This is a genomic window from Synechococcus sp. R5-12 (genome assembly GCF_047502655.1).
In the GTDB taxonomy this organism is placed as follows: Bacteria; Cyanobacteriota; Cyanobacteriia; order Thermostichales; family Thermostichaceae; genus Thermostichus.
In genome coordinates this window covers 1-22,834 of sequence record NZ_JANSIM010000238.1, presented here as the reverse complement: position 1 = coordinate 22,834, position 22,834 = coordinate 1, and the positions used below count along the sequence as shown (strand labels likewise).

The following is a 22,834-nucleotide window of genomic DNA, read 5'->3' as shown; positions in this document are numbered from 1 at the left end:
GATGGGAGAGAGTTGTCCCCAAAGAGTATCTAAGATGCAATGGAAAAGGTAGGTCGCTCCCAGGGATCCCATGCAGCCTGGCTCAATTGTCCGCTGCCGCAACCGCGAGTGGGTGGTGCTCCCCGCTGATTCAGAAGAAATTGTGGTGCTGCGGCCCCTCACCGGCACCCCAGAAGATGCGGTTTGCATTCACCGACACCTGATGAACCTTGTGGGCGGCACCTTGCCCTTCGAGCGAGTGGAGCCTACCGCCTTTCCTTGGCCCTCTGGGGATCATCCTGCCGATGCCACCAGTACCCTTCTCCTCTGGCAGGCGGCCCGGCTGATTTTACGGGAGGGCGCAACTCCCTTTCGCTCTCTGGGGCGCCTCTCGATTCGGCCACGGGTATACCAGTTTGTGCCCTTGCTCATGGCGCTGCGCCTCGATCCGGTGCGGCTATTGATTGCCGACGACGTAGGGGTGGGCAAGACCATCGAGGCGCTGCTGATAGCCAGGGAGCTTTTGGATCGCGGCGAGATCCGACGCCTTTGTGTCCTGTGCCCTCCCTATTTGTGCGAGCAGTGGGCCAGCGAGCTGGCCGAGAAGTTTAACCTGGAGCCAGTGGTCATCCGCTCGGGAACGGTGGGGCAATTGGAGCGAAAAACCCCTGTTGGGCGCAGCCTCTACGAGCACTTTCCTGTCCAGGTGGCCAGCATTGACTTCGTCAAGACCGAGCGCAACCGCCACCCATTTCTGCAATTTTGTCCTGAGCTGGTCATTGCCGACGAAGTCCATGGGGCAGCGGCGGCCCATGGCAAAAACCAGCAGGAGCGCCACAGTCTGCTCAAAGCGGTGGCCCAAAACCCCAACCGCCACCTGATCCTGCTGACGGCAACTCCCCACAGCGGTGTCGAAGAGGCCTTCCGCTCGCTGCTGGGGCTGCTGCGGCCCGAGTTCGAGACATGGGATCTCCAGGATCTCAACGAAGACCAACGCGTCCAGCTAGCCCGTCATTTTGTCCAGCGCACGCGGCGAGATATTCGGGAAACTTGGCAGGAGCTCACCTGTTTTCCAACCCGGGAAGCTGAAGATGAAACCTACACCCTTTCTGAGGGGCAGCGCAAGCTGTTCGAGGACACCTATGGGTTTTGCTCGGAATTGGTGTGCACAGGGCAGCAACTAGAGAAGCGCCAGCAGCGAGTGCGCTACTGGGGAGCGCTGGCCCTTTTGCGCTGCGTAATGTCCAGCCCGGCGGCAGCAGTAGCGGCATTGCACAATCGCAGCGGAGCAACCCTGGAGGCAGAAGAAGAGGTTGAGGCAGAACTGAGCCGCTGGGTGTTCGAGTCGGCAGAAGAGCGTACCGACGATGAGCTGCCAACGCCAGCTCTTGAAGCCGCAGACCCAACCCTGCCGGATAGCGACCGCCGCCGGTTGCAGGCCCTGGCCCGTCTGGCCAAACAGCTCCAGGGCCCAGAGCACGACACCAAACTGGCGCGGGCCATCGAGCTGGTGAAAAAGTTGCTTCAGGAAGGTTTTCATCCCATCCTCTGGTGCCGCTACGTTGCCACTGCGGAGTATCTGGACAGTTACCTTCGGCAACAGCTGGGATCCCCAGCCCAAGTAGCCTGTGTAACGGGCAGGATGGGAGACGAGGAGCGGGAGGCCAAGATCGCGAACCTGGAAGTTGACCGACCACGGGTGCTGGTGGCCACCGACTGCCTCTCGGAAGGGATCAACCTGCAGGAAAAGTTTACAGCCGTCATCCACTACGACCTGCCCTGGAACCCCAATCGGCTGGAGCAGCGGGAGGGCCGGGTGGATCGCTACGGCCAAAAGGCCAGCCGGGTCAAGGTCATCCGCTTTTTTGGCCGCGACAACCCCGTAGATGGCGTGGTACTGGAGGTGTTGCTCAACAAAGCGCGGGAGATCCACCGCACCCTGGGCACCCACGTGCCTGTGCCGGAGGCTAGCGAAAGCGTTACCCAGGCTGTGCTCGAAGCCCTCTTCCTGCGCAAGGGACACTGGTCCGCCGAGCGCCAGCTAACCCTCGATCTTGGCGTGCCGGAAGTGGATGAGTTTCACCGGCGCTGGGATCGCTCTGTCGAACAGGAGCGGCGCAACCGCACCCGTTTTGCCCAGCGGGCCCTCAAGCCTGAGGCAGTGCAGCGGGAGCTGGAGGCCACCGATGCCGTGCTAGGGGATCCCGAAGCTGTGCGCGAATTCTTCCTGGCTGCCGCCCAGCGCCTCAACCTAGCCATAACCCCAGGGAAGCGGTCGGGGGTCTACCAGGTTAGCGTCGGCTCCGAAGCCACTGCCACCTTGCCGGAAGCCATTCGCCTGGCCCTGCCCTCTCCCAAAGGCGGGCGTTGGCTAATCAGCTTCGACTCGCCCACGCCCGAAGGTGCCGAATACATTGGCCGCAACCACCGCGTCGTGGTTGCCCTGGCCCAGTTTTTGCTGGAGGAAGCCCTCGACAACCCAGAGAAAGGGGATGCTGTCGTCTCCCGCTGCGGCGCTCTACGCACCCGAGCGGTAGTTGATCTTACAACTCTACTGCTGCTGCGGGTGCGCTACCTGGTGGAGCAACCCCAGGGGCAGCCTCTCTTGGCGGAAGAGGTGCTGGTGCTAGGCGGTGTTGGCCTGGAGAGCGGCGAGGCCCGCTGGCTGGAGACGGGCGCAGCTCTCCAACTGCTGGCCACGGCCAAGCCGGATGAGAACCTACCGCTAGCGGAAAAGCGGGAGCTGGTTCAGCATCTCCTGGCCTGTCTCGGCCCGTGGCAGGAGACAGAGGAAAACTGGGGAAGGGATCACCGGCTGCAGCAGGCGGCGCGGGAGCGGATTTTGCAGCGTGCTGCTGAGCTGGAGGCTGCCCATAGGCGCATCCGCCAAGCCGTGTCCCTACAGGGGCGGGGGCTGAAGGTGAAGCCGCAGCTTCCCCCCGATCTTTTAGGACTCCTTGTTCTCCAACCGGTGGTTTGCCGATGAGCGAGTTTTCTGGGGTACGCATCGAAGGAGGCCTGTTGGGGCCCGATATTCTCGAAAAGCTGCTGGCAGGGGATCTGCCAGGACAGAAGCCAGAAGACTTCGGCTTTAACAGCAAGCGCGGCCCAGTCGAAGAGATTGCCGCGGTCTTTGCCGATTGTCGGAAGTACTGGGAGGCCTTCCAGAGCCGCCTGCAGCGCCTGCCCGAAAGCGATCTCGCCACCAGCATCACCCGCGATGCCTGGGCGATCCCCTTCCTCAGTTTGCTGGGGATCGAGGTGCGCTATCAACCGCGCGCCTGCGAGGTGGACGGAATGAACTTCCCCATCTCGCATCGCATGGGCGAGGCGGAAGACGCGCCACCGGTGCACATCGTCGGCGCGCGCCAGGAGCTGGGCCGCGTGCCGGCTTCTGGCCGGCCTCGCCTGGCACCCCACTCGCTGCTGCAGGAGTATCTCAACCGCAGCGAGCACCTCTGGGGCATTGTTACCAACGGATTGACCCTGCGCCTCCTGCGGGACTCCACCTATGTGCGTCGGCAGGCCTATGTGGAGTTTGACCTGAAGCAGATCCTAGAGGAGCAGCGGTTTAACGACTTTGCCATCCTCTTTCGGCTGCTGCACCGCAGCCGCTTGCCCCAAACGGCAGAGCTAGCAGGGGATTGTCTGCTGGAAAAGTACTACCAACAGGCCCTGGAGCAGGGTGGCCGGGTACGGGAACGGCTGCGGGAGGGGGTTGAGGAGTGCATCAGGTTGCTGGCAAATGGGTTCCTGGCCCATCCCAAGAACCAGAGGCTGAGAGCGCGGCTCTTGTCGGATCCCAGGGAGCTCTACCGCCAACTGCTGCGCTTGGTCTACCGGTTCCTGTTCCTCTTGGTTTCCGAAGAGCGGGGGTTGATGAGCAGCGCGGCGCTCTATCGCGAGCACTACAGCGTGACGCGGCTGCGGCGGTTTTTGGATCGGCAAAGTGCCCAAGACGAACACGAGGATCTCTGGTGCAGCTTGCGGGTGCTCTGGAGGGTGCTTTCCCAAGAGGAGCTGGCGGAGCTGCTGGGGGCTGCTCCTCTCAACGGAGAGCTGTTTGCCCCTCTGGAGCTGGATGAGTGCAGCCTGAGCAACCGGGATCTGCTGCAAGCCTTTTCGCACCTAGCCTACTACCGAGAAAACCCCACCTCTCCCCTTCGGCGGGTCAACTACGCGGCGCTGGATGTAGAAGAACTGGGATCCGTCTACGAAAGCTTGCTCGACTACCAGCCTCAGATTGTAACTGGGCAAGGGGCGCCTCGCTTTGAGTTGAGCTACGGCTCAGAGCGCAAGAGCACAGGCTCCTACTACACCCCGCCGGAGCTAGTGGCCGAACTCATCCGCTCGGCGCTGGAGCCAGTGATTGAAGAACGGCTGAAAGCCGCTCGCCCACCTGAGGAAAAAGAGCAAGCGATTTTGTCCATCCGTGTGTGTGATCCCGCCTGCGGATCCGGTCACTTCCTGCTTGCTGCCGCCCGCAGGTTGGGCAAGGAACTGGCAAAGATCCGCACCGGCGAAGAGGAACCCGCCCCCGAGCGTGTCCGCGAGGCCATCCGCGATGTGGTGGCGCACTGCATCTACGGCGTGGACAAAAACCCGCTGGCGGTGGAACTCTGCCGCGTGGCCCTGTGGCTGGAGGCCCACTGCGCCGGCAAGCCCCTCACCTTCCTGGATCACCACATCAAGTGCGGCGATTCGCTGGTGGGTGTCTTGGATTTGGCGATTTTGGAAAAGGGCATCCCCGATGAAGCCTTTACCCCGGTTAGCGCTGACTCCAAGGAGGCTGCCCGCTCGCTAAAGCAGCGCAATCGCACCGAGTGCCAGAGTTTGCAAACAGGGCAGCTTTCCCTTGCTTTTGACACTGACCAGGTGGTGGCTGAGCTTAGCCAGGAGCGACAGAAGCTAGAAGCCATTCCAGACAACTCCCCGGCAGAGGTTAGCCGCAAGCAGCAGCTCTACAGCCGCTACTGCCAAGACCCGCAACACCAAAAGCTAGTGGAAGCCTGCAACCTGTGGACAGCCGCTTTTTTCCAGCCCTTGATCCCTGACTTCTCTAGGGCCATTACCACCCAAGCCGTGGCTGATCGACTGCAGGAGAGAACCCCCTCCCAGGCCCTTGCCACTGCTCAGGCCCTCGCCGTCGAGAACCGGTTTTTCCACTGGCCGCTGGAGTTCCCGGAGGTGTTTGAAAGTGGCGGCTTTGATGTGATCCTCGGCAATCCACCCTGGGAGCGCATCAAACTGCAGGAAGAAGAATTCTTTGCCAGCCGCAATACCGCCATTGCTCGGGCTCCGAATGCCGCCGCCCGTAAACGGCTGATCGCCGCCCTGCCGCAGACCAACCCCGCCCTGTGGGAAGCCTATCAGCGCGCCCTGCATGCCGCCGAAAGCGCCAGTCGCTTCCTGCGCAGCAGCGGACAATACCCCCTCACCGGGCGCGGCGACATCAACACCTACTCGGTCTTCGCCGAACGGGTGCGTAGCCTGCTCAATATCCGGGGGCGGGCGGGCATCATCGTCCCCACCGGCATCGCCACCGATGCCACCAACCAGTTCTTCTTCGCCGATCTGGCAGGCAAGGGGCAACTGGCAAGTCTGTTCGATTTTGAGAACCGCCAGCGACTCTTTCCGGCAGTGTATAGCCGCATGAAATTCTGCCTGCTCACCCTCACTGGCAGCCGTACCCAGACCGACGCCACCACCTTTACCTTCTTCGCCACCCGCACCGAACATCTGCGCGACCCGCGCCGTGCCTTTCGCCTGAGCGCCACCGACATCGCCCGCATCAACCCCAACACCCGCACCCTGCCCGTCTTCCGCACTCGCCAGGATGCCGACCTGACCCGCGCCATCTATCAGCGCGTGCCGGTGTTGGTTAACGAACACACGGGAGAAAACTCTTGGGGCGTGCGCTTCCTGCGCATGTTCGATATGTCCAACGACTCGCACCTCTTCCGCACCCGTGCAGAGCTGGAAGCCCAGGGCTACCGACTGGTGGGGAATGTGTTTGTGCCCTCACCCCCTAGCCCCCTCTCCCACGCTGCGGGAGAGGGGGGAAGGATCGCAGCCCCCGACCTCTCTTCTCGCGCTGCGGGAGAGGGGGAGTACAAGTTACCCAAGGCCAGCCAGGAACTGATTGCCAGGGCGCGGCAGTTGCGTCGCGAGGCGACTGCCGCCGAAAGCCTGCTCTGGGAATTGTTGCGTGACCGTCGGCTGCTAGGCCGAAAATTCCGGCGTCAACATCCGATTGGACAATTCATCGCCGATTTCTTCTGTGACGATGCCCGCCTGATCATTGAGATAGATGGCGCCGTGCACCGCGAACCCACTCAGCAGGAACGCGACCGTTTGCGGGAGGAAATCCTGCGCGAACATGGCTTTGCCATTCTGCGCTTTACCAATGACCAGATACTCGACCGCACAGAACAAGTCCTGCGAGAGATTGCCGCCTTTGTTACTGCCCATTCCTACGAGCATCCTTCTCCCCTCTCCCAAAGCCTTGGGAGAGGGGCCGGGGGTGAGGGCCGCTACCTCCCCCTCTACGAAGCCAAGATGATCTGGCACTATGACCACCGCTACGGCACCTATGAGGGCGTGCGCGACCGCTCCAGCACCCAACTGCCCACGCCTGATGAGCACCAGCACGCCGACCCGCACTTTGTTGTCCAGCCCTGGTACTGGGTATCTGCGGAAGAAGTCAAAGCCCGCCTGGGCGCGTGGCAACGCGGCTGGCTGCTCGGCTTCCGCAATGTAACCAACGCCACCAACGAACGCAGCGCTGTTTTTGGATTGCTGCCAAAGGCGGGGGTAGGTAATAGCCTGCCCGTGTTGCTTCCATCGAACATATCTGCACCTTTCGTCGCAGGTTTGGTTGCGAATTTCTCAACATTGCCATTTGACTGGGTCGTTCGTCAAAAACTGGCAGGCGTTAACATGAACTTCTTTTACGTCGAGCAACTCCCCGTCCTGCCGCCCGAAGCCTACACCCCCGAAGATTTGCGCTTCATCGTCCCGCGCGTGCTGGAGCTGGTCTACACCTCCTGGGACATGAAACCCTTCGCCGACGACGTATGGCGAGAGGCAGACGAAGGATTGCGGGCTGTGATTAGACCTCACCCCCCGACCCCCTCGCCCGCAGCACTGGGTGAGGGCTTCCCCTTCCCGCCGTTCACCTGGAACGAGGAACGCCGCGCCATCCTCCGCGCTGAACTGGATGCGTACTACGCCCGGCTCTACGGCCTCACCCGCAAGCAACTGCGCTACATCCTCGACCCGGCAGACCTCACCGAACGCGAACTGGAAGACATACTCGACCCGCGGGAAGAGGTGGCAGACCCGCTCGACCCGGCTGGCTACGCCGCTCGCGCTGCTGCTAGCACCTTCCCCGGCGAAACCTTTCGCGTGCTGAAGGAGAAGGAACTGAGTCAGTTCGGCGAATACCGCACGCGGCGGCTGGTGCTGGAGGCGTGGGAGAAGCTGGCGCAGCACTCAATAAAAGCTTAGAATACACATAGATCTGCATTTCTATACACACAAGTGGCTCCTCATGCGCACCAACATCGTCCTGGATGACGACCTGATCGAGCGTGCCCGCCAGGTAACCGGCCTCAAGACCAAGCGCGAGATAATTCACGAAGCGCTGCGCACCCTCATTCGGCTCTACGAGCAAGCCGAGATCCGCAACTTACGCGGCAAGTTGAAATGGGAGGGAGATCTGCACGAGCAACGCCTCTCCTCTCCCTAAGATCTCCCAGCCCAAGCCTCAGGGCGATCCTCTTGCAGTCGCTAGAACACCTGCTAGGCTTAACCTAGCCAAAATGGCTTTGGAGAGCCCCGATGGCCACCATTTTTGACCTGCACGAGAGGGTTCTAAAGGACTACGCCAATTTCGTCCGCTCCTTTTTTCTCATTGCCGACCCACGGGCACAGGCGTTTGTAGACCAAGCTCTGGAAGAAGGGATCCACCTCTGGCCAGAACCCCTCCTCCAGCTCAGCCCTAGTTATGTATCTGGTCCAACCGTTGACGAGTTGGCCGAGGCGGGGCGCATTGCCCAAGAAACAGCCCGCATTTTCCGCTTTGAGGATGGCAGGCCCTTTCGCCTCTACCGCCACCAGGAGGAGGCCATCGAGAAAGCTCTGGCCGGGGAAAGCTTTGTGGTAACCAGCGGCACCGGCTCCGGCAAAAGCCTTTGCTACTTCCTGCCCATTCTCGACAACTGGATCCGCCAGGGGGGATCCGTGGGCCAGGTGACGGCCCTAGTGGTCTATCCCATGAACGCCCTGGTGAACTCCCAATACCAGTCTTTACAAACTCTGCGCGAGCGCTACGAGCGCGCCTACCATCGCCCTTTTCCGGTGCGCTTTGCCAAGTACACCGGGGAAACTGCAGAAAGCGACCGGGAAGATCTGCGCCGGGATCCGCCCCAAATTCTGCTTACTAACTACGTGATGGCGGAGCTGCTTTTGGTGCGCCCCGAAGATCAGCGCTTTTTAAGTTCCAACGGGCTGCGCTTCCTGGTCTTTGACGAGCTGCACACCTACCGAGGCCGGCAGGGGGCCGATGTGGCGATGCTGGTTCGCCGCCTCAAGGGACGCTGTGGGGCCAAGGACTTGGTTCACATCGGCACCAGCGCCACCATGATCTCCCGACCAGAAGCCGACGCCCAGGAGCGCCGCCAGACTGTAGCCGCCTTTGCCAGCCGCTTTTTCGGCCATCCCTTTGGGCCGGAGCACGTCATTGAGGAAACCCTGGCCCCCCTCACCGAGGGCGGCCCACCCACGGTGGCAGAGCTGAAGAGCGCCCTGGACTTGCCTTGGCCTACAAACCAGGCCGATCTGCGCCGCCATCCCCTGATGCGCTGGCTAGAGTATGAGCTGGGCCTGGAGCAAAGTCCCGATGGCAGCTTCAGGCGCCGCGTGCCCCGGGCGCTTTCCGAAGTTGCTGCCCAACTGGCAGAGCTGACCAGCACTACCCCTGAGAGCTGCACCGAGTCCCTACGCCAGTTTCTGGCCCACGCCAGCAGCCTGCGGGAGGGCTCTAGCCGCGGCCCGGCCTTGAAGTTGCACCAGTTTATCTCCCAGGGCCGCACCCTCTATGCCACCCTGGAAAGTCGGGACAAGCGGCAGTTTTCCCTGGAAGGACAAGTGCAAGCAGGGGAAGGAAAGCTGTTTTTCCCCGTCAAGTTCTGCCGCCACTGTGGCCAGGACTACTACCACGTCCTCAGGTCAAAGACTCACTTCCTGCCCTATCCTCTGGGGGAAGAGGTTGAGGAAGGCGAAGACCAGCAGGCCGGCTACCTCAGCTTGGATCCTCTTGACAACGAGTGGTCGCTGGAGCAGATCCCCGAAGACTGGTACACCCCTGAGGGCAGACTCAGGTCCAACTGGGGAAAGCGCGTCCCCCAAGCCGTCTGGGTGCGCCCGGATGGCTCCTTTTCCGAGTACCCCCAGGCGGAGGCGCAGAAGATGTGGTGGCAGCCCCACCCCTTTTCCCTGTGCCTGGCCTGCGGCGAGTACTACCGTGGCCGCGAGCGGGAGTTTGTCAAGCTGGCTTCCCTCTCCAGCGAAGGCCGCTCCAGCGCCACCACCATCCTTGCCACCTCCCTGCTGCGCCATGCCGAGCAAACCCAGGCCGCTTGCAGCAAGCTGCTGACTTTTACCGACAACCGCCAGGACGCCTCCCTGCAGGCCGGCCACTTCAACGATTTTGTGCATGTGGCCCTTCTGCGGGCCTCGCTCTATGCTGCCCTGCAGGAGAAAAAAGAGCTGGACTTCTCAGAGGTAGCCCCGGCAGTGGTGCAGGCCTCAGGCTTGAGCCTTGCCGACATTACCCAAAACCCCGATTTGGATCCCCAGTCTTCCCTTGCTCAGGACGTTTGGCAGACCTTTACAGACCTGACAGAATACCGTCTCTACGAAGATCTGCGGCGCGGCTGGCGGGTCACCCATCCCAACCTGGAACAGGTGGGGCTGCTGAAAATCGAATACCGCGGGCTCAAAGAGCTTTGCCAAAGCCCTGCCCTGGCTTCCCTTCACCCCTGGTTTGGCCAAGCAACCGTTGGCGAGCGAGAGGGCCTGCTGCGGGCCGTATTGGATCAGTTTCGGCGGAAATTGGCCATCGATGTCCGTCTGCTCGAGAAAGAACCCCAGAGAACGCTGCGCCGGCGGGCCGAGCAACATCTCAACGAGTTTTGGGGCCTAGAAGAGTACGACGAGCTGCGGACGGCCACCTGGTTTGCCCGCCAAAGCTGCGACGGAAAGGACATAACAACTTTCAGCCTGGGCCACCGCAGCGCTATTGGGCGCTTTCTCATCAAGTATCTCGAGCTGACCAGAGAAGCTTACGACGAGCTTCTGGGATCCCTGCTTTCTCTCCTAGTTAGCTACGACCTGCTGCGGCGCCACTCGGAGAATGGCCAGGAAGCCTACCAGCTCAACGCTGGCTGTCTGCGCTGGTGCCTGGGCAATGGCTCGCCGCCGCCAGATCCTCTGTATTCCCGCCGGGCCGAGCAGAGCGGCTACTCCTCTGCCCGCCGCCCCGTTAATCTCTTTTTCCAGCGCCTCTACCAGGCCGGGGCAGCAGGGCTGGGATCCCTGGAGGCTAGGGAGCACACTGCCCAAGTGGTTCGGCCAGGAGAGCGGGAGCAGCGAGAAAGGCGCTTTCGCGGGGAGGATCAAGCTCGACGCCTTCCCTATTTGGTGTGCTCGCCAACCCTGGAGTTGGGGGTCGATATTGCCGATTTGGATCTGGTGCATCTGCGCAACGTGCCCCCCACACCCGCCAACTACGCCCAGCGCAGCGGTCGGGCAGGCCGCCAGGGGCAGCCGGGACTCATCATCACCTATTGCGGGGCTTTCAATAGCCACGACCAGTACTACTTCCGCCGCCGCCCCGAGATGGTGGCCGGTCGCGTGCGCCCTCCCCGCCTGGATCTAGCCAACGAATCGCTGCTGCGCGCTCACATCCACGCCGTTTGGTTGGCTCAGGTGCGCCTGCCCCTAGGCAATTCCATTGAAACCGTCATCGACGCGGATCGGGAAGAGCTGCCCCTCAGGGAGACAGTGGCCCAGCAAATCCAACTTGAGGAGTCTGCCCGCCAACAAGTGAAGGAGCAGGTGCAGAAGCTGCTGGCCGCCGATCGCCAACTCCTAGATAAAAGCGGCTGGTTTAGCGAGCGCTGGCTTCAGCAGGTCATTGAAGAGGCACCCCAGGCTTTTGACCGAGCTTTCGATCGCTGGCGAGAGCTCTATCGGGCTGCCACGCAGCAGTTGGAAGCCGCTAACCGCCAGCTCCAGACGACTCGCCAAAAGAAAGACCAACAGGAAGCCGAGCGCCGCCAGCAAGAAGCCCTGCGCCAGCGCAACTTGCTGCTGCAGATTGGAACCCAGCGGGAGGAAAGCGACTTCTATCCCTACCGCTATTTGGCTAGCGAAGGCTTCTTGCCCGGCTACAACTTCCCTGCCTTGCCAGTGCGGGCCTGGGTGCCCCGCGGCAGCGAGGGCGAGTTCATCGCCCGGCCTCGCTTTTTGGCTATCCGCGAGTTTGCTCCCCACAACTTCCTCTACCATGAGGGCTGCCAGTGGGAAGCAGTGGCGTTTCAGGCTCCGCCCGGCGGCCTGGAGGAGCGCAAAAGTAGCCACAAGCTCTGTTTTAGCTGTGAGGCCTTTGCCGATCCCCACCTGGATTGCTGCCCCGTCTGCGGCACCCAGTTCGATGGGCAAAACAGCCTCTTTACCCAGCTTCTGGAAATGCCCAATGTGCGCATGCGGCGGCGGGATCGCATCACAGCTGACGAAGAGGAGCGGCGGCGGCAAGGCTACGAGCTGCAGACCTTCTTCCAGTTTGCTCCCGAAAGCTCTGGCTACCGCGTCCAAGAAGCTGATGTGCTGAGCGGACAAACTCCCCTGCTGCAGTTGCGCTATGCCCCGGCGGCCACCCTGCTACGCATCAACCACGGCTGGCGGGGAAGTGGAGGGCGCGGCTTTTTGGTCAACTTTGAAAATGGGGAAGTTCCCTCGCGAGATCAGCTTGGGGGCAATAGGGCTAGCTCGTCTAGCCAGATGTCCTTGCAGCCCATCCGCCTGGCGGTGCGCAGTACCCAAAACCTGTTGCTGGTGCGCCTGGTTCAGCCAGGGGTGGAGAATCCGCAGGCCCTGGAGACCACCCTGCGCTATGCCCTCAAGCGAGGGATCGAAGAGACCTTTGAGCTAGAAGAGACAGAGCTGGCCGCCGAGTGCATCGGCCAGGGATCCCATCAGGCCATGCTCTTCTACGAAACAGCAGAAGGGGGCGCTGGCGTCCTGCGGCGCCTGGTGGAAGAGCCCCAGGCTCTGGCGGAAGTGGCCCAAGTGGCGCTGGAGATCTGTCACTTCCAGCTTTCAGAGGCCGGGATCCAAGACCTGTGGCCCGAATGCCGAGCAGCCTGCTACGAATGCCTGCTCAGCTATGCCAACCAACGGGAAGCGCTGCAGCTTGACCGCTATCAGATCCGGGATCTTTTGGGCCTGCTGGCCAACAGCCGCACCGAGCTGCGCTCCCTGGGTCGCTCCCGCCAAGAGCACCTGGAGTGGCTGCGCCAGCTCCTGGACCCTCGCTCTGAACTGGAGCGCCGCTTTCTCGAAACGCTGGCAGCAGGAGGGTATCGGCTGCCTGAGGATGCCCAGAAAGCCATTGCCGATCCCGACTGCGTCGTTGACTTCTTCTACAGCCCCAACATCTGCATCTTCTGCGATGGCCCAGTCCACGACCAGCCTGCCCAAGCGGAACGGGATCGCCAACTGCGCTCGCAGCTGCAGGGACGGGGCTACCGCGTGCTTGTTCTGCGCTACAACCAAGATTTGCAAGAGCAGCTGGCTCGCTACCCAGAAGTATTTGGCAAGGGCAGCTAGTCCTGCTGGTGGGAAAACAGATAAGCTCCCACAAAAGCCAGGATTACCGCCAAGCCGCCCAAAACTCCCACCGTGTACCAGGGAAACTCCGCAAGCGGCTGGTAGGCGGCTGCCCGCATGCCAATGCTGGCGTAGGAAAGGGGCAGGCAATAGACCAGCACCTGCAGGTAGGTCGGCAACTGGGCGGGATCGAAAAAGGTGGCCCCTAGGAAAGACATGGGCGTAATCAAAAAGTTGGTGAGCACGCCCACACTCTCCAGGCTGGGCACCTTCAAGCCAGCAATTACCCCAATGCCGGCAAAGACGGCGCAATCCAAAAGTAGAACCAACAGCGACAAGGGGTGAAGCAGGCCCCAGGCCCCCGTACCCAGCACCCCCACCGCCAACACCCCCAAGGCCGTCAGCAGGCCGCGGGCAATGCCCGCCAGCACCTTGCCCAGATGCAAAGACAAGGGGTGCACCGGCAACAGCAGCAGCTCTTCAAAGCTCTTGGTAAATAGCCGCGATCCACAAATGGAGAAGGTGGTGCCGGCAAAGCTGATGGTCATGGCTGAAAGAGCCACCATCCCCGGCAAGATAAAGCGCAAATAAGAACCTGCCGCCGTGGATCCGGCCACCTCGGCCAAAGCTTCGGCCCGCAGGGATCCCCCTAGGCCCACCCCAAAGGCAACAATGTAGATGAGGGGAGCCACCAGCCCCGAGGCCACCACCTGCCAAACTCGCCCCCGCAGATCCAGCCAGTCGCGCCAGAAGATGGTTAAACTGTCTTCCCAGATTCGCTGATAGGGTAGGGTCAGGGCACGGCTTACCATAGGTTTTCTTCGCTGTATTAGAGGTCTTCTTGTTTTCTGCTGCCGCGGCCGTGGGGAACTGCTTGCTGCTCCCTACTAGTAACCGTAGTAGTTGGAGCGCCGCGACCGCCACCAGGCCACCGGCAGCGCCAATGCCTTGCTGAGAGTGGACACGTAAGCGCGGGTGCGAAAAACCTGGTAGTGGTTGCGCTCGATGGCGTTGAGAATCTGCCGGTAGAGCATCAAGGAAGCGGCTACCGGCCAGCGGGAGTCCGGCTGCAGGGTAGGGATCCCCCGTTCCGCTTGGGCATAGAGCTCCCTAGCCCGCCGGATCTCATAGTCCATCAAAGCCATCCAGCGCTCGTCAATAACATAGTTAAACAGGTCCCGCTCGGAGTAGTTGAAGCGGCGCAGATCTTCCAGGGGGATGTAGATCCGCCCGCGGCGGGCGTCCTCTCCCACATCCCGCAAGATGTTGGTTAGTTGCATGGCGATCCCCAGCGCCACCGCCTCCTCGCGGCCATCCCGGCCCGGCACAAACCCCATGATCTCCGAGCACATCAGCCCCACCACCCCGGCCACGCGGTAGCAGTAGACCCGCAGATCCTCCCAGGTGGCGTAGCGCCGCGTATCCAAGTCCATGCTCTGCCCCCGCAGCATCTCGCGAAACGGCTCGATGGAAAGGCGGTAGGTGCGGATGGTGTGGATCAAAGCGAGGTCCGTGGGGACTTGCGGCTCGCCTCCCTGGAAGAGCGACTCCAGATGGGATCCCCACTGCTCCAGCTTGCTGCGGGTGACCTCCACCTCTGCCTGGCTGGCTTCCAGTCCATCCAGCAACTCATCGGTTTGCCGCAGCCAAGCGTAGATGGCCCAGATGGCCCGCCGTTTGGACTGGGGCAAGAGCAGGGATCCCAGGTAGAAAGTCTTAGCGTGCTTGGCCGTAATCTGGCGACAGAGGGCAAAAGATTGCTCAAGCGGACTCATCTGGCTATCTCCAGGAGCACAGGGCCAGGATAGAGAAGGAAGAGGAACGGCGAGGGCACATATCAACACTACGGGAAAGCGGACGCCGCGGATAGCCTAGAAGAGGTTGTGGGGAAAAGAAAGATTCAAAAGGCATAGGAGGCCGACGGCGGAGAGCTAGACCCCCGCTGCTGCCAAAGTCGAGGCCGAGACAGAAGCGCGTTGAAATGGGATCCCCTTGTTGATGGCCTCCGCCGCCCACTTGCCGGAGAGGATGGCCCCCTCCATGCTGCCCAGGAAGGGCTGTAGGGTGTAGCTGCCCGCCAAGAAGAAGTTGGGAATAGGGGTAACTTGAGTGGGGCGATACTGCTGTCTGCCAGGGGTAGCCTTGTAAACCGAGCGCGGCGTTTTCACCACCACCCATTTGCGCACGCGAGCGGGGTTGGGGCCGGTGAGGTGCTGGGGAAAGAGTTTTTTCAGTTCCTCCAGCGTGGCGGCAAAGATCTCCTCATCGCCGCGATCAATCCACTCGGCAGCCGGAGCCAGCACCAGCTCCAACATGGACCGCTCCGGATCGGCATAGGCCCGGCAGGTGTTGCTCATGTCGGCATACACGCTCAATAGCGGCGAGCGGGAAAACAAGGAGTGATCGATGTGAGTAATCTTGCGGTCAAACCAGATCTGCAGGCTAATTACTGGCACCCCCTCCAGTTCACGCAGCTTTTGGAAAAAGGGGATCCCCCACCACTGCGCCGGCAGCAGCTCCTTGAGCGCGTCCACCGAAAGGGCCGAGACATAGGCATCGGCAGTCACCTCCACCGGCCCAGAGGGGGTGGCTAAGCAAAACCCGGCCACGCTGCCGTCAGGGTTGAGACGAATGTCCTGCAACGCCGCGTTTAGATAAACCTCCCCCCCACGGGCCACAATGTAGTCCACCATCGGCTGGCAGAGCCGCTCTGGGGGAGCGCCGTCTAGGTAGGCAATTTTGGAGCCATCCTTCTGCTGCAAAAAGCGGTTCAGGGCGGTCAGGGGCACCATCGCCGAGATCTCCTCCGGGTTGATGAAGGCCAGGGCCTTGGAGACGGCAATGAAAATATCGGTGTTGACCCGCTCGTCAATACCCTGCCGCCGCAGCCATTCCAAGAGGCTATAGCGATCCATCTGCTCCACATAGCGCTGGCCGCGAATCATGGCCGGCACCAGCCCCAGGGCAAACTTCACCTTTTCCCCCCAGGTGAGCATGTCGTTGTTGCGCAAGATGCCGACAATGGCGTTGAAAGGAGCGGGAATATCCGGCAGGTCAAAGCGGGAATAGGTGCCCGGCTTGTCCGGCTGGTTGAAAATCAAGCTGTGTTCCTTCCACTGCAGGCGATCGGAGATGCCCAGCTCCCGGAACAGCTGCAACGTGTTGGGGTAGGCGCCAAAAAAGTTGTGCAGCCCCGTCTCGATCCAGTCGCCGTCGGCATCTTTCCAGGCAGCCACCAGGCCACCCAAAACATCCCGCCGCTCAAAGAGGAGCGGTTGATGCCCGGCATCGCAGAGATACTTGGCACAGGCCAGCCCGGCCAGCCCGCCACCAGCAATGGCAACACGCATGAGGGTAACGACAAAGCAACATTTTTATTCTATTTGCAAACCGTTACAATTGCCGGGGCCAAGGGGCAGACGGAAGGCCGACCCAGCAAAAGCAGCGGAACAAGGGGATCCCGAAGCCCATCTGTCTCACTGCCGGGATCCCAATCGCTGGTAGGATACATACGGAAGAAAAAATAAAGATTTTCTGCAGTCCGGGGGAAAAGACAACGATGGCCAAACAAACACTGGGATCCCTGCTGTCATCTGGCTTTGATTTAAACGGCAAGCGCGTGCTGGTGCGCGCCGACTTCAACGTCCCGTTGGATCCCCAGGGCAACATCACCGACGACACCCGCATTCGCGCCTCCCTGCCCACCATCCAGGCCCTCACCCAGGCAGGCGCCAAAGTGATCCTCACCAGCCACCTGGGCCGCCCCGTCAAGAAGGACAAAGAGACAGGCGCGGTTAAGGTCGCCCGCGAGGGCAATAGCCTGGCCCCCGTAGCCACCCGTCTTTCTCAATTGCTGGGCCAGCCGGTTGCCTTTGCCCCCGACTGCATCGGCCCTGAGGCCGAGGCGGTAGTGAACCGCCTGGAAAACGGCCAGGTGGCCCTGCTGGAAAACGTCCGCTTCTACCCAGAAGAGGAGGACAACGACCCGGAATTTGCCCGCAAGCTGGCCTCACTGGCCGACCTGTTTGTCAACGACGCCTTTGGCAGCGCCCACCGCGCCCACGCCTCCACTGCCGGCGTCACCGCCTACCTCCAGCCTGCTGTGGCCGGCTACCTGGTGGAAAAGGAGCTGCAGTTTCTTTCGGGCGCCATCGAGAATCCGCGGCGCCCCTTGGCGGCCATCATCGGCGGCTCCAAAGTCTCCACTAAGATCGGCGTCATTGAGCGGCTCCTGGAAAAAGTGGACAAGCTCCTGCTGGGCGGCGGCATGATCTTTACCTTTTACCAAGCCCAAGGGATCCAAACCGGCAAGTCTTTGGTGGAAACCGACAAGCTGGATCTGGCCCGCTCCCTGATGGAAAAAGCCAAAGAGCGGGGGGTGGAGCTGCTGCTGCCGGTGGATGTGGTGGTAGCCGATAGGTTTGACAAAGATGCCCAGGCCCAGACCGTTTCCATCCACGCCATCCCCGAGGATTGGATGGGCTTGGACATCGGCCCGGAATCGATCAAAGCCTTCCAGGCTGCCCTGCAGGGGTGCCAAACCGTGGTCTGGAACGGGCCGATGGGCGTCTTTGAGTTTGACCGCTTTGCCGTGGGCACAGAAGCCATCGCCCGCACCCTGGCCGATCTCACTCAAGCGGGAGCCACCACCATCATCGGCGGCGGCGACTCGGTGGCTGCCGTGGAAAAAGTGGGCCTGGCCGACAAAATGACCCATATCTCCACCGGTGGTGGAGCCAGCCTGGAGCTATTGGAAGGGAAGGTGCTGCCCGGCATTGCCGCTCTCACAGAAGCGTAGGTTCCTCCTTCGGGTCGCAGCCCCTCCAATCCAAAAACCAAGCCAAAAAGTAGGGGCTGGATTCAGCCCCTCCTAACTTTAGTCGGTGTAGATCGCTGCAGCGATGGCGAGACAGGATCCGGTTTAGTGCACCACCACTTTAACGTTGGCGTTGTTCAGGCCAGGACGCTTCACCTCGGCCAAGGTCTTGTTGACGGCGTACTTTTGGTTGATGGAGTTGATCAACTCGGTTTGGTTGTGCTTCTTAGCCACGCCCCACAGATCGGCGATCAGGTCGTAGGAACCGTCGGGATTCTTCGACCAGCCCAGGTCGTAGTCGCCTTCCAACTGAGCCACGATGTCAGCGCGAACACGCTGGCCGTTGTAGCCACGCACGTCGGCGTTCAGCTTAACGGTGTAGCCGAGATCGCGCAGAGAGTTGATCAGGACTTGACCGTCAGTGATTTTGGTACGCAGGGTGCTAAAATGAGACATGGTGTTTCTCTCCTTTGTATAGGGGTTGGAACATCGACACAAACAATGGGCACTGTTCTTTGGGGAAGGTTTGGGCCCTGCCGTCCCTGCTTCTGTCAAGGTAGCTTTGGATCCTCACCTCCTCCTAGAACTCCAGCCGCTGGTACTCGGCTACAGAGGCCGCTGCAGGCCGAGCCCGCTGCTGGGCCCATTCCCTCAACGCTACCACTTGCTCCGTCATGGTGCGAGATAGCGGTTGAGTTGCTTTCGTTGCTGCCAAAATGTCCAGTTGGGTAAATTCGCGGTTCTGGGCAAACGCTTCGTACATGGCAGCAATCAAAACTTGTTCGATCTCCGCGCCGGAGAAGCCTTCACAGGCTGCGGCCAACTGGCGCAGATCAAAGCGGCTGATGTCGCGCCGCCGCTTCCGCAGGTGGATCCGAAAGATCTCGATGCGCTCGTTGATGTTGGGCAAGTCCACGAAGAAGATTTCGTCAAAACGGCCCTTGCGCAAGAATTCGCCCGGCAGACGATCCACACGGTTGGCCGTGGCCATGACAAAAACCGGCGAGCGTTTCTCCTGCATCCAGGTCAGGAAGGAGCCAAAGATGCGGCTAGAGGTGCCCCCGTCAGAATCGCTGGAGCCTGCTGACCCGGCAAAGGCTTTGTCCAGCTCGTCGATGAAAAGGATAGCAGGGGCAAGAGATTCAGCAGTTCGCAGGGCACTGCGCAGATTCGCTTCCGATTTGCCCACCATGGAGCCATCATAAACGCGGCCCATGTCCAGACGCAGCAGGGGCAGGCCCCAGAGACGGGCAGTGGTCTTGGCGATCAGCGACTTACCGCAGCCAGGCACGCCCAGGATCAGCATACCCTTGGGTTGGGGCAGTCCATAGGCGCGGGCCCGCTCAGTGAAGGCCTCAGAACGTTGCAGCAGCCAGCGCTTCAGCTCTTCCAGACCGCCAACGGCGTCGATGGTCTCGTCCTCTTCGATAAACTCGAGAATGCCGTTGCGCCGGATCAGTTGCTTCTTCTCAGAGAGGATGATGTCTACTTCTGCCTCGGTGAGGCGACCATGCATCACCACAGCCTTGCGGTAGACTTTTTCTGCCTCGTCCTGCGTTAGGCCCAGGGCCGCCTTGAGCAACTTTTCGCGGGTATCAGGAGCCAAAGGCAGGGAGCGCGGGATCTGCTCCAGCTGGCGGTTGAGGGCGCGCTCCAATGTGGCCATGTCCGGCAGGGGGAAGTCCACTACGCAAATGTCTTTCTCCAGCTCGACCGGGATCACCTGCACCGGCGACATGAGCAGGATGGTTTTGTGGGATCCCTTCAGGCTGGCAATAGCATCCCGCAGCCAGCGCTTCACCTCGGTGTTGTCCAAGAAGTCATGTAGGTCTTTGAAGACGCAGATGGCGGGATCCTTTTGCTCCATTACCCACTGGATGGCGGGCTGGGGGGATTGGGTGTTGTGCTGGGTGAGGCTGCGGGGGTTGCCGTATTCGACGATGCCGTGGGTAACTGTCCAAATGAATAGGCGACGCTGAGGCTTAAGGGTGCGGGCAATCGCTGCCAGAGCCGCCTCGGCCCGTTCCTCCTCTGGAGTCAGCAGGTACAGCAGTGGGTATTGAGCTTGAATGAGGATACTTAGCTCTTGCATGGGAGACACCAACTGCAGAGGGGAAATTTCAGGAGCCGCCAGAACGGTTGAAAAATGGGGTTCGAGTTGCCTAGGTATTGGATTGCACTTGGGAGTACGCCCTTGTTGGATGGATTTTGAGAGGATTTTAGAAGCCTTCTGTGTTGCTGTCTGCTCCTATCAGCTCAAGTTCCTGAAGGGGGCCCGCTTGGGAGCGTTCTAGCAGGGTACCAGAGCATCCTGCCGTTGCTCTTCCGAGCCAGCAGCCGATCCCCAGTATTCTGGCTCCACCTCTTCAAGGATGGCTTCGGCAGCCGATGTCTGGTGCAGGGAAACCACCTCTCCATCGCGGATAACAAATGGGTGACTACACTTGGGACATTGATGGACACGATAGGCGCTACCTTGTACCCCTTCAATGACCTCTGGGTGAAGCAGATAGAAGGTAATGGCCTTCTCTGCCACTGCCGACATCGGCTCCCGCTCCACGGCAGCCCGAATCTTCAGATTCCGGTGCAGCTCAGGTGAGAGATACAGGGTCACCTTCTGCTTGGACTCTGTGCCTTCCACTACCTCTGGCCGATGATTCATGGCTAACCGCTTTCTTTGAATTGCTTGCCAAACTTGGGCCCTATCATAGCCAGTCTGCCGGCTTGACGGCAAGTTTTTAACAATCTGTAACAAACAATTTTCTTGATGGCCCTCTGTGGATACCTGCGGCTGGGGGAGTAGGCTAGGTGGAAGACAAGGAGCGGAATGTCCAATCCCTATGGAACGCTTGATCAACACCCTCAGCAAAAATTTCTCCAACTGGGGCCGCCGTGCCCTGGTGCAGGCCGGCGATGGTTTGGCCAGCTTGAGAGACACTGCCGTGGATAACGGCAATCTGTTACTCTGCAAGGCTCGCATCGCGTTCGCGGATGCCAGCTTCACCACCCTAAAGGCAATTCGGTCTCGCTTTGGCGCCAGTCGCTGACGGTTGGGCAGAAGCACCCTGCTAGCCGCCCAGATCTTGCAGCCGATAGAGGCTGGCATAGAGCCCGCTGAGGGCCATGAGCTCGGCATGGGATCCCTGCTCTTTGAGTTCCCCCCGCTGCAGAACCAAGATGCGATCCACATCGCGGATGGTGGAAAGGCGGTGGGCGATGATCAGGGCGGTGCGATCCCGCAGCAGGGTGTCTAGAGCGGATTGCAGGAGGGCTTCGGTGCCCACATCCAGGCTGGCGGTGGCCTCATCCAAGACCAAGATTTTCGGATCCCGCCACATGGCCCGCACAAAGCTGATAAGCTGTTTCTGGCCGCTGGAGAGGTTGCTGCCCCGCTCTCGCACAGGGGTGGCGTAGCCTTGGGGCAAATTGCGGAGGAAGTCATGCAGGTTGAGTTGGCGGGCGACCTGCTCCACTGCCGCTAGATCTGCCTTCTCTCCTAGGGTGATGTTTTGCTGGATATCCCCGGAAAACAAAAATCCATCCTGCAGGATTACCCCTAGGTGGCGGTGCAGCTCAGCCTGGGGGAGATCCCGAATATCAACGCCGTCAATGCGAATAGATCCCTGGGTTACGTCGTAGAGACGGCAGAGCAAGCGAATGATGGAGCTTTTCCCGGCTCCCGTGGGCCCCACCAGGGCCACTTTTTCTCCGGGGCGGATGGTGAAGGTGAGGTCTTTGAGCACCCACTCCCCGGGGTTGTAGGCAAACCAGACGTGCTCGAACTGCACCTCTCCTCTGGCATTGGGGGGCAAGTGGCGGGGCTGAGCGGGATCCCGGATGGCGACCGGCAGGCTGAGGATGGCATCGATGCGCTCGACGGCGGTGAACCCCGCCTGCAGGGCGGTGAACTTTTCGGCCAACTGCCGCAGCGGGTTGAAAAACCGTTGCGAAAAGAGAATAAAGGCGTAGAGGCTGCCAAAGGTGAGGGGTTCCCCGGGCAGGGGCAGGGATCCCGTCCATCCCCCTCCAAGTGAGCCCCTACCGGCTGACATCACCTGCTGCCCGCCCACCCAGAGCAAAGCCGCCACGGCCAGCCAAGACACCCACTCCAAAACGGCAGAAAGGGCAGAATCATAGAGGATGGTTTGATCCACTTCCCGGATGTAGCGGCGGTTCATGGTTTGAAAAATCTCGCTATTGAGCCGCTCCCGCCGAAACAGTTGCACCACGGTAATGCCCAAGATGTTCTCCTGGATCCAGGAGTTCAGCTTGGAGAGTTCTTCGCGCACGCGAAAGTTGGCATCCCGAAAGCGGCGCTGCAACTCGAGGACAACAGCGCTGATGGGCAGGACGATCAAGATCAGCAGCAAGCCCAGATCCCAGCGTTGGCTGAGCATGACCACCGCGATCACCCCCAGGGTAAACAGGTCGCTGACGATGCCGACGGCACCGGTGGAAAAGACATCTCCCAGGGCTTCCACATCGTTGGTGATGCGGGTGATCAGCTTACCCACCGGGGTGCGGTCGAAAAACTGAGCCGGCAAGGCCAGAATGTGGGCGAAGAGATCGTCGCGGATGTCGCGGGTCATCAACTGCCCCAGCTTTTGGCTGACATACCCTTCCAGGGCTTGGAAGAGCCAGCGAACCAGTACCGTTAGGATCAACAGCCCCACATAGGGCCAAAGGTCGGAGAGGATCCCGGCCTCACCTCGTTCCAGCGCTCGGGCAATGGGGCCATCCAGAGCCCGCTGTAGGATCAGAGGCTGCACCGCATCCGCCAGCGCCAAGGGAGGCAGAAAGGCCAAGGCGGCCAACAGTAGCTTCAGGTGCCGACGGGCGTAGGGCCAGAGGAGCCGCAGCAGCCGCCAATCGCTGGCTCGCCGCGGGCGGGGATCCCTACTTAAATCGGTATCGGGGGGAGAGGCGGCAAGGCTCACAGGCTTACACCCGAGAACAACAAAGACAACTCATAGAGAGCACTGATCTACTCTAAGCGCTCTCCCTGAGGGAGAGGGAGTTTGGGATCCGCAAGGGTTTCCTCGCCATTGGGAATGGCTATAGCTGCACCCCTAATGGCTCTGGGACGGACGGAAAACTGGCCGCTTCAGCTAGAAATCGCAGGAGCCCCGCACTGTACCCGTAGGG

Annotated in this window: 13 protein-coding genes; 6 read left to right on the top strand and 7 right to left on the bottom strand. The window is 60.8% G+C overall.

What is annotated here, in order from left to right:
* The first annotated feature begins 70 nt into the window (after positions 1–70).
* The 4 genes from NW843_RS12180 (at position 71) to NW843_RS12165 (ending at position 12,873) form a co-directional block, all read left to right on the top strand.
* On the top strand, positions 71–2,965 hold the full coding sequence (locus NW843_RS12180) for a helicase-related protein (protein WP_414383480.1): 2,895 nt from the start codon (positions 71–73) through the stop codon (positions 2,963–2,965).
* Complete coding sequence (locus NW843_RS12175; protein ID WP_414523073.1) at positions 2,962–7,488, top strand: DUF559 domain-containing protein; 4,527 nt, start codon at positions 2,962–2,964, stop codon at positions 7,486–7,488. The genes NW843_RS12180 and NW843_RS12175 overlap by 4 nt, the downstream gene beginning before the upstream one ends.
* 43 nt (positions 7,489–7,531) lie before the next feature.
* Positions 7,532–7,729 (top strand): type II toxin-antitoxin system VapB family antitoxin, encoded by a 198-nt coding sequence (locus tag NW843_RS12170; protein ID WP_414523072.1) that lies wholly within the window; start codon positions 7,532–7,534, stop codon positions 7,727–7,729.
* A 92-nt stretch (positions 7,730–7,821) separates the two neighbouring features.
* Positions 7,822–12,873, top strand: coding sequence for a DEAD/DEAH box helicase (locus NW843_RS12165; RefSeq protein ID WP_414523071.1), 5,052 nt, complete (start codon positions 7,822–7,824; stop codon positions 12,871–12,873).
* On the opposite strand, the gene NW843_RS12160 is transcribed toward NW843_RS12165, so the two are convergent.
* The 3 genes from NW843_RS12160 to pds form a co-directional block, all read right to left on the bottom strand.
* Positions 12,870–13,685 (bottom strand): ABC transporter permease, encoded by an 816-nt coding sequence (locus NW843_RS12160; protein WP_414342371.1) that lies wholly within the window; start codon positions 13,683–13,685, stop codon positions 12,870–12,872. The genes NW843_RS12165 and NW843_RS12160 overlap by 4 nt on opposite strands.
* Positions 13,686–13,760: 75 nt before the next feature.
* On the bottom strand, positions 13,761–14,648 hold the full coding sequence (locus tag NW843_RS12155) for a phytoene synthase (RefSeq protein ID WP_414388869.1): 888 nt from the start codon (positions 14,646–14,648) through the stop codon (positions 13,761–13,763).
* Between the two features lie 156 nt (positions 14,649–14,804).
* A complete protein-coding gene (gene pds / locus NW843_RS12150; RefSeq protein WP_414523070.1) occupies positions 14,805–16,223 on the bottom strand; it encodes a 15-cis-phytoene desaturase in 1,419 nt (472 codons plus the stop codon).
* Positions 16,224–16,432: 209 nt separating this feature from the next.
* Between pds and NW843_RS12145 the strand changes: the two genes are divergently transcribed.
* A complete protein-coding gene (locus tag NW843_RS12145; protein WP_414523069.1) occupies positions 16,433–17,671 on the top strand; it encodes a phosphoglycerate kinase in 1,239 nt (412 codons plus the stop codon).
* A 123-nt stretch (positions 17,672–17,794) separates the two neighbouring features.
* Here the strand turns inward: NW843_RS12145 and NW843_RS12140 are convergent, their stop codons facing one another.
* From NW843_RS12140 to NW843_RS12130, 3 genes are all read right to left on the bottom strand, one after another.
* Positions 17,795–18,145, bottom strand: a complete 351-nt coding sequence (locus NW843_RS12140; RefSeq protein ID WP_011433295.1) for a DUF1257 domain-containing protein — start codon at positions 18,143–18,145, stop codon at positions 17,795–17,797.
* A gap of 124 nt (positions 18,146–18,269) precedes the next feature.
* Positions 18,270–19,781 carry an AAA family ATPase gene (locus NW843_RS12135; RefSeq protein WP_414342375.1) on the bottom strand — a complete coding sequence of 504 codons (1,512 nt, stop codon included), beginning with the start codon at positions 19,779–19,781 and terminating at the stop codon, positions 18,270–18,272.
* A gap of 198 nt (positions 19,782–19,979) precedes the next feature.
* Positions 19,980–20,351 carry a hypothetical protein gene (locus NW843_RS12130; RefSeq protein WP_041436554.1) on the bottom strand — a complete coding sequence of 124 codons (372 nt, stop codon included), beginning with the start codon at positions 20,349–20,351 and terminating at the stop codon, positions 19,980–19,982.
* A gap of 178 nt (positions 20,352–20,529) precedes the next feature.
* On the opposite strand from NW843_RS12130, the gene NW843_RS12125 reads away from it, so the two are divergent.
* A complete protein-coding gene (locus NW843_RS12125; RefSeq protein ID WP_414523068.1) occupies positions 20,530–20,736 on the top strand; it encodes a hypothetical protein in 207 nt (68 codons plus the stop codon).
* 21 nt (positions 20,737–20,757) lie between these two features.
* Here NW843_RS12125 and NW843_RS12120 read toward each other — a convergent pair whose 3' ends face one another.
* Positions 20,758–22,626: an ABC transporter ATP-binding protein gene (locus tag NW843_RS12120; protein ID WP_414331579.1), complete on the bottom strand. Its 1,869-nt coding sequence runs from the start codon at positions 22,624–22,626 to the stop codon at positions 20,758–20,760.
* Between the last annotated feature and the right edge of the window lie 208 nt (positions 22,627–22,834).